Source organism: Bradyrhizobium sp. USDA3010, from assembly GCF_056429065.1.
Genome location: NZ_JBWJZD010000001.1, coordinates 357,721 through 369,338, shown reverse-complemented (window position 1 = coordinate 369,338; position 11,618 = coordinate 357,721). Strand labels below are relative to the sequence as shown.

Here is an 11,618-nt window from a genome sequence, read left to right as displayed (position 1 = left end):
ACGTTCGACGCGCACCCGGCTTGCACGCTGCGCTCACTCCGCCGCCACCATCTGCTGGGTGCGCCATTGTCCGAGCAGGGCGCGCAGCGAGGCCGGTTTGACCGGCTTGTTCAGCACCGCGATGTTTTCCTCGCGCGCGGCCAAGCGCACCGCGGGGCTGCGGTCGGCGGTGATCAGGATCGCCGGAATGCCGTCGCCGAAGCGGCGGCGGATCTCGCGGATTGCAGCGATGCCGTTGCCGCGGTCGAGATGATAGTCGACCAGCACGCCGGTGACGCGGCCGCCGGCGGCCTCGATCGCGCTGATCGCGCCGTCGGCATCGAGCACCGCGATCACCTCGGCGTCCCACGCCGTCAGCAGCGTCTTCATGCCGTCGAGAATGGCGGGATCGTTCTCGATGCAGACGATCAGGGAGCCGCTCATCGGCGTCTTCGACAGCGGCGTGGCGGTGGTGACGGCCGCGGTATGGTTGACGGCGGTGGCGACCGGCACGGTGACCGAGAACGCCGAGCCGCCGCTCACATTGGCCGAAATCGCGATGCGGTGGTTGAGCACGCGCGCCAGCCGCTCGACGATCGAGAGGCCGAGGCCGAGGCCGCGGGCGATCCGGGCGCCCTGCTCGAGGCGATGGAATTCCTTGAAGATCTCGCCGCGCTTCTGCACGGGAATGCCGACGCCGGTGTCGAAGATGCTGATCTGCAGCGTATCGCCGCGGCGGCGGCAACCGACCAGCACGCGGCCGCGCGGGGTATATTTGATCGCGTTGGAGATGAAGTTCTGCAACAGCCGGCGCAACAGCGAGCGGTCGGATTCGACCGGCAGCGAGCAGGCCACGAAGCGCAGGTCGAGGCCCTTGTCGCGGGCGATTGGCATGAACTCGATCTCCAGCGAGCGCATCAAATCGGCCATCCGGAAGCTCGTGATCGCCGGCGTCATGGCGCCGGCATCGAGCCTCGATATATCGAGCAGTGCGCCCAGGATGTCCTCGATCGCCTCGAGCGAGTCGTCGATGTTCTCGACCAGGCGCGAATCCTCGCCGCCGTTCTGGCGCTCGACCAGGCTTGTGACGTAGAGGCGCGCCGCATTGAGCGGTTGCAGGATGTCGTGGCTGGCCGCCGCCAGGAAGCGCGTCTTGGAGGCGTTGGCGTCCTCCGCGATGCCCTTGGCGAGCGCGAGTTCCGAGTTCAGCCGCGTCAGCTCCTCGGTGCGGTCGCGGACGCGCTTTTCCAGCGTCGCATTGGCGCGCTCCAGCGCCTCCGCGGCCTCGAAGCTCGGCGTGACGTCGGAGAAGGTGATGACGAGCCCGCCACCCGGCATGCGATTGGCGCGCACCTCGATCACCAGATGGCGGTCGGTGAAGCGTTCCAGATAGGGCTCGCCCTCGGTGGTGTAGGCGCGCAGCCGCAGTTGCAGCAGGTTGTCGCTGTCACCGGCCGGCGGCGGACTGATCGCGCCCATGAATTCGAGGATCTCGGGCAAGGGTATGCCGAGCTGCACCAGATGCGGCGGCAGTGCGAGCAGTTCGGAGAACTGGCGATTGGAGCAGATCAGCTGCAAATCGGCGTCGAACACGGCGATGCCCTGGCGCACATGGTTGAGCGCGGTCTGCAGGATCTCGCGGTTGAAATGCAGCGCGGCGTGCGAGTCGTCGAGCAGCTTCAGCGCGGCCTTGGCGGACACCGTCCGCCGCTGCAGCAGCAGCGACATCACGAGGCGCGAGGACGCTGCTCCGATCGAGGACGCGATCAGGCGCTCGGCGTGCTGCAGCAACTCGAAATCGGCCGGCGCCGATGCCAGCAGCACGACGTTGCGGTCGACGGCGAACGCGGCGAACGCCTCGCGGGTGCGGTCGGGGCCGAGATATTGCGTTACTGTGCTCTCGATGTCCTGCACCGTCACCGTGGTGCGCCAGCGCCGCAAGCTCGGCGCGATCGGGGCCAGCGCGTTGGGCACGAACACGTCGGCCTGCAACAGCTCGATCGCGGACGGCGCGCGCGCCAGCGAGAACACGACGTAAGTGAGGATGTTGAGCGCAAGGCTCCACAGCACGCCGTGCAGCAGCGGCGGCAGGTCGGCGCCGAACAGCGCCTGCGGCCGCAGCGCCTCGATCCCGAACGGCCCATGCTGCAGCAGCATCAGGCCGGTGGTCGAGTTTTCCAGGAAGCTCGGGATGAACAGCGTGTAGAGCCACATCGCGAAGCCGACCAGCATGCCCGCCATGGCGCCGCGTGCGGTGGCGCGGCGCCAGAACAGGCCGCCGAAAAACGCCGGCGCGAGCTGGGTGATCGCGGCAAAGGACAATAGGCCGATCGCGACCAGCTGGGTGTTGCCGAGCGCGCGATAGTAGAAATACGCCATTACCATGATGGCGAAGATCGAGAAGCGGCGCGCCTTCAGCAGGAAGTCGCCAAAGTCCTTCTGGCCGGCGCGGGCGTCGTCGCTGCGCGGCAGCACCAGCGGCAGCACGATGTCGTTGGAGACCATGATCGAGAGTGCGACGCATTCGACGATCACCATCGCGGTCCCCGCCGACAGCCCGCCGACGAACACCGCGAGGCTCAGCAGCTGCGAATTGCCCTCGATCGGCAGCGCCAGCACGAACATGTCGGCATCGACTGCGCCGAACGGGAAGATGACGAGGCCCGCGATCGCGATCGGAATCACGAAGATATTGATGGCGACGAGGTAGAGCGGGAACAGCCAGCGTGCCCGGCTGACTTCGGCGCCGGTCGAATTCTCCACCACGCTGACATGGAACTGGCGCGGCAGCAGCATCACCGCGCAGAACGACAGCAGCGTCATGATCAGGAAGTTGCCGATCGAGGGCACATATTCGATCGCGCGTACCGCCTCCGGCGTCTTCAGGGCGCGCTCGTAGAGCTCGACCGGGGAGAACATCCAGAAGGTCACGAAGGCGCCGGCGGCGATGAAGGCGACCAGCTTGACGATGGATTCGGCGGCGATCGCCAGGATCAGGCCGTGCTGATGCTCGGTCGCGTCGGTGTGGCGGGTGCCGAACAGCACCGCGAACACCGCCATCGCCAGAGTCACCATCAGCGCGATGTCGCCGATGATCGGGATTTTCGAGAACGCCTGATCCTCGCTCAGGATGGTTTCCAGCGATGAGGCCATCGCCTTGAGCTGCAGCGCGATGTAGGGCACCGAGCCGATGATCGCGATCAGCGCCACGGTGGCCGCGACCGCCTGGCTCTTGCCGTAGCGCGCGGCGATGAAGTCGGCGATCGAGGTGATGTTCTGCGACTTGGCGAGCGCGATGACGCGACGGAGCAGCGGGGTGCACAGCCCGATCATCACGATCGGGCCGACATAGATCGCCAGGAAGTCGACGCTGGTGCGGGTGGCGAAGCCGACCGAGCCGAAGAAGGTCCAGGAGGTGCAGTAGATCGCCAGCGACAGCGGATAGATCCACTGGCTGGCACGGCCACGCCCACCCGCCGACCTGCGGTCGCCGCGGCTGGCAATGAAGAACAACAATCCGATGTAGGCGAACGCCGTGGCGATGACGCCCCAGTCGTGCAGCATCGCTGCTCATCTCCTGTCCCGGCCGCTGGGAGGGCCGGGTGCCAGGATTATAACGCAAAGGGCCGGCGGTGCGATGCACGGCCGGCCCAAATTCGGGGGTGGACGCGGATAGGGTTACTCGGCGGCCAGCGACTTCTGGTGCAGGGGCAGGCCGAGCCGGTCCCAGACCTGGAGCAGGGCCTCGGCCAGCGCGTCGATCAGGCCGTCGTCATGGTAGGGCGAGGGCGTGATGCGCAGCCGCTCGGCGCCCTTGGCGACCGTCGGATAGTTGATCGGCTGGATGTAGATGCCGTGGTCCTCCAGCAGCAGGTCGGAGGCGCGCTTGCACTTCTCGGGGTCGCCGACGAACAGCGGCACGATATGGGTGTCGCTCGACATCACAGGCAGGCCGGCGGCGGTCAGGATCGCCTTGGTGCGGGCGGCGCGGTCCTGGTGGCGCTCGCGCTCCCAGTTCGAGGTCTTCAGATGGCGGATCGCAGCGGTGGCGGCCGAGCAGATCGCCGGCGGCAGCGCGGTGGTGAAGATGAAGCCCGGCGCGTAGGAGCGCACCGCGTCGATGATCTCGGCGCGGCCCGCGATATAGCCGCCGAGGCAGCCGAACGCCTTCGCCAGCGTGCCCTCGAGCACGTCGATCCGGTGCATCACGCCGTCGCGCTCGGCAATGCCGCCGCCGCGCGGGCCGTACATACCGACCGCATGGACCTCGTCGACATAGGTCATGGCGCCGTATTTCTCTGCGAGATCGCAGATCTTGCCGAGCGGCGCGACGTCGCCGTCCATCGAATAAAGGCTCTCGCAGACGATCAGCTTCGGCCGCTCGGGGCCGGCGGCGATCAAAAGCTCTTCGAGATGCGCGACGTCGTTGTGGCGGAAGATCTGGCGTTCGCAGCCGGCCTGGCGCACGCCCTCGATCATCGAATTGTGGTTCAGCGCGTCCGACAGGATCAGGCAGTTCGGAATCAGCCTGGCGAGCGTCGAGATGCCGGTCTGGTTCGAGACATAGCCCGAGGTGAACAGCAGCGAGGCTTCCTTGCCGTGGAGATCGGCGAGCTCCGCTTCGAGCTGCACCAGCGGATGATGGGTGCCCGCGATGTTGCGGGTGCCGCCGGCGCCGGTGCCGACGCGGGTCGCGGTCTCGACCATGGCGCCGACCACCTTGGGGTGCTGGCCCATGCCGAGATAGTCGTTGGAGCACCAGATCACGACGTTGCGGCTGCCCTTCGGCGAATGCCAGGTCGCGTGCGGGAAGCGTCCCGCGATCCGCTCGAGGTCGGCGAACACCCGATAGCGCCGCTCGTCATGCAGGCGGTTGAGGGCGGTTTGGAAGAACTGGCTGTAATTCATCGGCGAACCCAGAAAGCGGAACCTGACCGGAAAAGCTGCCTCTTCTTAGAGCTTTTCCAGCTCCAATGTCCATGCATTGGCCCACATCTGGGCATGCGCGACAGTTGGGCAAATTGCCCTAGCGGCCGTCTATCCGGCTTGATTTCGGTCAAATTCCCCGGGGCATTACGGCCCGACCGGTCTCAGGTCGTCTTGAAGCGCAGCATGCCGTCGTCGTGCATTTCGGCGGTCAGGCGGCCCTCGACCAGCATGTAATTGACATGGGCGACCAGCTCGCCGGCGGCGAAGCCCATCTGGTGCTCGTCCAGCACGTGCTTGTGGAACACCACCGGGACCAGTTCCTTGGAGGTCTGCGGCACCTCGCGGCAGGCCTCGGCGATCAGCCGGCAGCGCTCCTCATGGTGATCGGCGAGCTGCTTGATCCGGGTCTTCAGCCCGTAGAACGGCACGCCATGGCCGGGCAGCACCATCACGTCATAGGGCAAAGTGGTGGTCAGGCTGGCCAGCGAGGCCAGATATTCGCCGAGCGAGTTCTGCTCCGGCTCGACCGCCCAGACGCTGACATTGGGCGAGATCTTGCTCAGCACCTGGTCGGCGGACAGGAACAGCTTGTCGGCGGCGCAATACAGCATCACTTGGTCGAGCGCGTGTCCGCCGCCGGTGATCACCTTGAAGCGCCGCGTGCCGATCACGACCTCGTCGCCATGGGTGAGGCGGTGGTAGGACGGCGGCAGCACCGACACGCGCTTCAGGTAGTCCTGGCCGCGGCCGAGCAGCTTCTCGGTCAGGTCCTCGTCCATGCCGTGGCGGCGGAAGAACAGCCGCTGCGCGTTGCGCCGTTCCTCGGTGCCGCGGTTCTGGTGATAGACCGATTGCAGGTATTCGACCTGCGACATGAATAGCGGGCAGTCGAAGCGCTCGGTGATCCAGCCGGCGAGACCGACATGGTCGGGATGCGAATGCGTCACGATCAGTCGCTTGACCTTGACGTGCTTCAGCGGGCCCTCGAACAGCGTGGTCCAGGCCGCGATCGATTCCTCATTGCCGAAGCCGGCATCCACCATGGTCCAGCCGTCGCCGTCGGCGAGCAGATAGATGTTCACATGGTTGAGGCGGAACGGCAGCTTCAGCCGCGCCCACAGCACGCCGGGGGCCACCTCCACGACCTGGTCGTGGCCGGGATGGTTCTCCCAAGGGTATCGCAGTGCCTCCGCCGAAGAGGGAAGGCTGTCGGTCTTCGTATGCATGCTACCGACTTAGCGGGACCCGGGCCGCCGCGCCAGCCGAAAAATCAGATAGTCGTCCGGAGAATGGGGTGGAATAGCACCCGAATTCCGTAGCCCGGATCAAGCCGGGCTACGGATCGCACAGAGGCGTTGCTAGGCGGCGCGGATGTTCGACAGGAAGCCGTCGATTTCGGAGCGCAGCACGTCGGCCTCGCGGCGCAGCGCGTCCGAGGCGCTGAGGACTTCGCCGGCCGCGGCGCCGGCCTCGGCCGAAGCGGTCGAGACGCCGACGATGTTGCTCGACACCTCGCTGGTGCCGCCGGCGGCATGCTGGATGTTGCGGGCGATCTCGCGGGTCGCCGCGCCCTGCTCCTCGACCGCGGCGGCGATCGCGGTGGTGACGTCGTTGATCTCGCCGATCGTGCTCGAGATGTTGCGGATCGCGGTGACCGCCGTCGTAGTCACCTCCTGCATGCTGACGATCTGCTGGCGGATTTCCTCGGTCGCCTTGGCGGTCTGGCTCGCAAGGTTCTTCACCTCGGAGGCGACGACGGCAAAGCCGCGGCCGGCCTCGCCGGCGCGCGCCGCCTCGATGGTGGCGTTGAGCGCCAGCAGATTGGTCTGCGAGGCGATGGTCTGGATCAGGTCGACCACGACGCTGATGCGTGCGGCATTGTCGGCAAGCCCCTGCATGGTGGTGTCGGTGGCGCTGGCTTCCTCGACCGCCTTGCGGGCGATCTCCGCCGAGGTGACGACCTGGCGGCCGATCTCGGCAATCGACGACGACAGCTCCTCGGTGCCGGCCGACACCGTCTGCACGTTGACCGAGGTCTCCTCGGCGGCCGAGGCGACCGCGTTGACCAATGCGCTCGACTGGTCGGCGGTCGCCGACATGCTCTGCGCGGTCGACTGCATCGAGTTCGCCGCGCTCTGCAGGCTGCCGAGCGCGGTGCGGACCGTCGATTCGAACGTCGCGATCTGCTTCTCCATGCGCGAGGCACGCTCGGCCTTCGCGGAGCGGTCCTTGTTCTGTTTTTCGGTGAGCTCGCGGCCCTCGATCATGCTCTCGCGGAACACCTGCAGCGCGTCGGCCATGACGGCGATCTCGTCGCGCTGGCGGCTCTGCGGGATCTCGGTGTCGAGGTCGCCGTCGGACAACAGCTGCATCGAGCGCTGCAGGCCGCGGATGCGGCGCAGGATGTTGCGCCCGACATAGAGCCAGACGAACAGGAACGAGCCGACCAGCGTCAGCGCGCCGAGCCCGATCATCACCGTGGTCGCGAGCGAGATCTGCTGCCGCGCCTGGAAGGTCGAAGAGTCGGTTTCCTTCTGAACGGCGTCGACCAGCTGCTGGACGCTGATGCCGAGCCCGACATTGAGCTTGCGGGTCTCTTCCAGGATGGTCTGGCCGTAGTCGATCGAGTCGAGCTCCTTCTGGCGAATCTTGAACACGCCGGTTTTGCCTTCGCCAAGCACCAGAAGCTTCTGCGCGGTGTCGCGCACGGCAACGATCGCCGGATTGTTCGGCAGATCCTCGAGGTTGGACTTGATCCGCTCGCGGCCTTTCTTGAACTCCGCCTCGATCGCATCGAGCGTCTCGCTGGAACTCGCCGACAGCGCCGCGGTCATGTCGGCCGCCATCGAATTGCCGATGGACAGCACGTTGCTGATCTGACCGACGGTGCGGGCCGCTTCCGTGGCATCGTCCGCGGAGACTTCGGCCGCGGCGAGGATGGCGTTGAGCCGGGTCTGCGCGTCGAGCATCGCCGGACCGGCGGCGGACGCGAAGGCCGCCTGCGCCTTGCGCAGCGCGTTGTACTGCTTGTCGCGCAGTGCGCCGACGTCGAGCCGCTCATGCGCGGCGGAGATCAGGCTCCTGGTCGCCTCGTCGGTGTTCTTGACGTTCTCCTGCAGCGCGCTGACGACGGACTTGTCGGCGCCGAGTTCGATGATCTCGCCAAGCTTGGCATTGGTTTGCTGCGCGACCTCCTGCACCTTCTTGGTGCGATCGTTCAGCGCATCCTCGCTTTGCACGGCGAGCAGGCCGGGTCCCTGGGCCGCGAGCGAGGCGCTCTGCGCGGAAAGCTGCAGGCTCGCGGCGAGCCGCGGAATGTCGCGGCCGGAGAGATCGCTCATGGTGCCGCCGAGCTGATGCAGCACGATGCCGGCGCCTGCGCTGATCACGAGCGCCATGCCCGCGATCACGGCGAATGCCGCGAACAGGCTGCCCCTGACGCCCATCTGCGGCAGGCGGATACGCTTGAGATTTGGTTTGCCGAGCTTGAACCGAAACGCCATTGCCCCGTATCCCCCTGGCCCACTACAAGCGGCCACTACTCTTGGATGTTTCCCCGGCGCGGGAGTATCAATGCGGCGGGTTAACAAAATCGGGAAAATTGCGACGATCTGCCGGATTTTTCGGCGCTGCCGCGTGTCGGCGCGGTGTTGGTTCGCTGTGCGGAATCGATGCGCGCGATCGGACGCAAAAAGGCCGGCGTGAGCCGGCCTTTCCACTCTCGGTTGTGGTGGTCGGTAACCTCAGTAGCGGCCGTAAGCGGGACCGCCGAGGTTGCCGAGGTTGAAGCGGTAGTTGAGGCCCGCCTTCACCGTGTGCTCGTCATTGTGGAAGCTGCCGACCGGCACCAGCGCGCCGGGTGCGGTGAAGCGGCTGTCGCCGAAGTCGTAGTACTGGTACTCGACCTTGGCCGACCAGTTCGGCGCGAACATGTATTCGGCGCCGCCGCCGATGGTCCAGCCGTTGCTGTGGTTGTCGCTAAGCGCGAAGGGGACCTGCGCGCCGCCCAGCGTCACCGTTTCGTTGTTGTCGGAATAGGCGTAACCGCCCTTCACATAGATCAGGCCCGGGCCCCAGGTGTAGCCGACCCGGCCGGTGATCGAGGCGATACCGCGCTGGTTGTTGTTGTAGACGTAACCGCCCGGGAAGATCGCATTGAGCTGGTGGCCGCCGACCCAGGAATACTGGCCTTCGAGGCCGATCACCCACATCGGCGACAGCTGCCAGTCGTAGCCGCCCTGGACGCCGCCCATGAAGCGGGCGCTGGAGTCCGACAGCGCGAGGCCGTTGAACGTGTTGTTCTGCGAGAACACGCCGCCGAGATGGCCGCCGAGATAGAAGCCGGTCCAGTTGTAGAGCGGCGCGGCGTAAACAGGCGCGGGCGCCTTCTGGTAATAGCCACGGGAGCCGAGGTCGGCGGCCTGGGCGGTCGCGCCAAAGGCAGCGACGGCTGCGGTTGCGAGCAGGAACTTCTTCATGGGGCAGTCTCCGGACAAGTCATGAGGCGCGGCGTGAATGGCGCCATCCATGGCGATGCGTTAGACCGCATTTGAATAAAATTTCTCACCGAAAGGCGGCTTGGAGCGTTAAGTCGCAGGCGTAGCGGCGAAACGTTTTGTTGTGCCTAACGAATGCTTAAGCGGGAATGACGGAAGGCCTAACCGCCGGGCGCGATGCGCTTGTTCCGTTAACCAAGCCGTCTGCTAGTCGAGCCGCTTGCGCACGTCGTCGCGCATCTGCTCGCGAAACGCCTGGCGGCGTGCGGCGCGATCCTTGACCGGAACGTCGTGGCGATCGAACACGTCGAACTTCTCCAGGATCGGATAGTGCTCGCTCGCCATCGCCAGCACGCGCAGCAGCGCGGCGACCTTCGGGGTCGGGCCGGTGACTTCCCACTTGCGGAGCTTTTCAGCGCCGCCGGCCGCCGGCAACCCGCACAGCTTCGCCATGTCCGCCGCCGTCAGATTGCGGCCGAGCGCCTCGCCGAGATGTTCGCGCAGTTTCTTCAGTTCTGGGCCAGTCACTCTTGGGTCCGTTCCGCGACTTTGAAGTGTGAAGTGAATCACATGACGTGATCAAGGCGCAGGCTATACGCCGCGCATGCGACTTCTAGAGCCTTTTCCGTTTCGATTGAATCGGAACGTAGCTTTAGATTCTTGTTTTGACGCGTTTTCTTCACGCGAACCGGCACCCGCTTCGCTCGAAAACGCTTCTCGAAGGAAACCATCATGCACGGCATCATCGAAAGCCTGAGCCCCGAACACGGACAGATCGATTGGAAATGGGTCGGCAGTGTGTTCGCGTTCTACGTGGTGCTGATGATCGGCGGGGCGGGTCTGCTGCTCGCGCATTGATGCGATGTGTTTGGGACAGGCTGTTATTCGGCGCACGGTTTGCTCCCGATCGGCGCCGAAGGTTGACCCCGGACAACCCAGCCGAACTCCTTGAACCATCACCCAAATGTTCATCACGTATAGGGTCAATGTTGTAAGCCGATGGGGGCCAAAGTTCGCGCTTATCTACACATCGCGATCGACGGGACATTCTACCTTACGACAAGTCGGGAGTATTGATCGGCGGTAACCGCCGCGAAAAGTAGCAGTCTGCCTGACGTTCATTGATAAGCGGCCGCAGCTGTAGACTCGGGTTAAGGTGAAGCAATCGATCTTCAAACGTGCTTCGCCTTGAGCCAATGCAGTTGCCGGCGATGCAACAGTAACAGCTGCGCCAAGTGTCTTTACGCGAAGCCTCGAATTTCTACCTAAGATCCATGAAAAGCTGGATGACTGCTTCCGGGTGGACGCTCCATTTCAAACACCCGGTCCTGCGTGACCTCTACGTAGTCTCCACCCCGCCCAGATCTCAATATTGGGTTTGCGAGCGCCGTCTGATAAACGCCATCCTTGATAAGGGATTTGTCGATGTAAACTGCCACAACCTCGCCCAAGACCAGCCACCCCTGCACCTTCTCGCCTCTGGCGTTCTTAAACTGGACAATTTCAGTGACCTTGCATTCCATGGCAGCTCGACTTTCACGAACTCGGGGCACCTTGACGTGCCGGCTTGCCGCAGTCGCCAGCCCGGCAACGTCGAACTCACTCACACCGTGCGGGACAGGTGCCGCCGTCCTGTTCATCTGATCACCAAGATCTTTGGTCACGAGATTCCAGACAAATTCGCCCGTCTCTGAAACATTCTTGACGCTGTCTTTCCAAGCGATGGATGCAAAGCCCAAGATCGGCGGGTCGTAGTTGAAGGCATTAAAAAAGCTGTACGGCGCCAAATTAAGTTGCCCACTCTTGCTCTGAGATGAGATCCAGCCGATCGGGCGCGGCGCAATGATTGCGTTGAAAGGATTATGTCTCAGACCATGACCTTGCGACGGTTCATAGTAATGAATATCCTCGAGATTCATGATTTCTAGCCCTGTGTGAAATTGGAAATGAGCGATAGGGGTGAGATCATCCATGCTTCAAGCTGTAAGAACGCATTGGGCTGACGTCGCCAAGAGCATCGCCGAGAGCAAGCTATGCTCGAGCGTTCATACCTCTTTCCCCGTTGTTTATCCGACAGCCTCCTTCGCAGCGTGAGCGCTGGCCCAAAGAGATCCAGGGTTGGTCCGATCGGGATAGAGTGCAAGCATCCGGTCATAAAGCTGCCGAGCCGTCTCGCTCTCATTGTTGAGTTCATCGAAGTCGCGAATGTACTGG

Annotated in this window: 9 protein-coding genes; 1 reads left to right on the top strand and 8 read right to left on the bottom strand. The window is 64.4% G+C overall.

All coding sequences use genetic code 11. From position 1 onward, the window contains the following. Nucleotides 1-33: 33 nt before the first annotated feature. The 7 genes from AC066Y_RS01545 to AC066Y_RS01515 all read right to left on the bottom strand — a co-directional run bounded on the left by AC066Y_RS01545 (nucleotide 34) and on the right by AC066Y_RS01515 (nucleotide 10,138). Nucleotides 34-3,543, bottom strand: coding sequence for a PAS domain-containing hybrid sensor histidine kinase/response regulator (locus AC066Y_RS01545; RefSeq protein WP_478272349.1), 3,510 nt, complete (start codon nucleotides 3,541-3,543; stop codon nucleotides 34-36). 114 nt (nucleotides 3,544-3,657) lie between these two features. After that, nucleotides 3,658-4,887 (bottom strand): 5-aminolevulinate synthase, encoded by a 1,230-nt coding sequence (gene hemA, locus AC066Y_RS01540; RefSeq protein ID WP_478272348.1) that lies wholly within the window; start codon nucleotides 4,885-4,887, stop codon nucleotides 3,658-3,660. Between the two features lie 182 nt (nucleotides 4,888-5,069). After that, the gene (locus AC066Y_RS01535; protein ID WP_229182372.1) at nucleotides 5,070-6,134 is read right to left on the bottom strand and encodes an MBL fold metallo-hydrolase; all 1,065 of its coding nucleotides are present in this window, start codon (nucleotides 6,132-6,134) and stop codon (nucleotides 5,070-5,072) included. 132 nt (nucleotides 6,135-6,266) lie between these two features. Beyond that, nucleotides 6,267-8,411: a methyl-accepting chemotaxis protein gene (locus AC066Y_RS01530; RefSeq protein ID WP_478272347.1), complete on the bottom strand. Its 2,145-nt coding sequence runs from the start codon at nucleotides 8,409-8,411 to the stop codon at nucleotides 6,267-6,269. A gap of 240 nt (nucleotides 8,412-8,651) precedes the next feature. Continuing rightward, the gene (locus tag AC066Y_RS01525; RefSeq protein ID WP_478272346.1) at nucleotides 8,652-9,386 is read right to left on the bottom strand and encodes an outer membrane protein; all 735 of its coding nucleotides are present in this window, start codon (nucleotides 9,384-9,386) and stop codon (nucleotides 8,652-8,654) included. Between the two features lie 225 nt (nucleotides 9,387-9,611). Next, complete coding sequence (locus AC066Y_RS01520) at nucleotides 9,612-9,932, bottom strand: hypothetical protein (RefSeq protein ID WP_456719086.1); 321 nt, start codon at nucleotides 9,930-9,932, stop codon at nucleotides 9,612-9,614. Between the two features lie 38 nt (nucleotides 9,933-9,970). Continuing rightward, entirely contained in the window at nucleotides 9,971-10,138 is a 168-nt protein-coding gene (locus tag AC066Y_RS01515) for a hypothetical protein (RefSeq protein WP_478272345.1), read from the bottom strand. Here AC066Y_RS01515 and AC066Y_RS01510 point away from each other — a divergent pair. Then, nucleotides 10,137-10,262 (top strand): hypothetical protein, encoded by a 126-nt coding sequence (locus tag AC066Y_RS01510; RefSeq protein WP_275948971.1) that lies wholly within the window; start codon nucleotides 10,137-10,139, stop codon nucleotides 10,260-10,262. The genes AC066Y_RS01515 and AC066Y_RS01510 overlap by 2 nt on opposite strands. 407 nt (nucleotides 10,263-10,669) lie before the next feature. Here the strand turns inward: AC066Y_RS01510 and AC066Y_RS01505 are convergent, their stop codons facing one another. After that, nucleotides 10,670-11,323, bottom strand: coding sequence for a flavin reductase family protein (locus AC066Y_RS01505; protein ID WP_106324472.1), 654 nt, complete (start codon nucleotides 11,321-11,323; stop codon nucleotides 10,670-10,672). Nucleotides 11,324-11,618 lie beyond the last annotated feature (295 nt).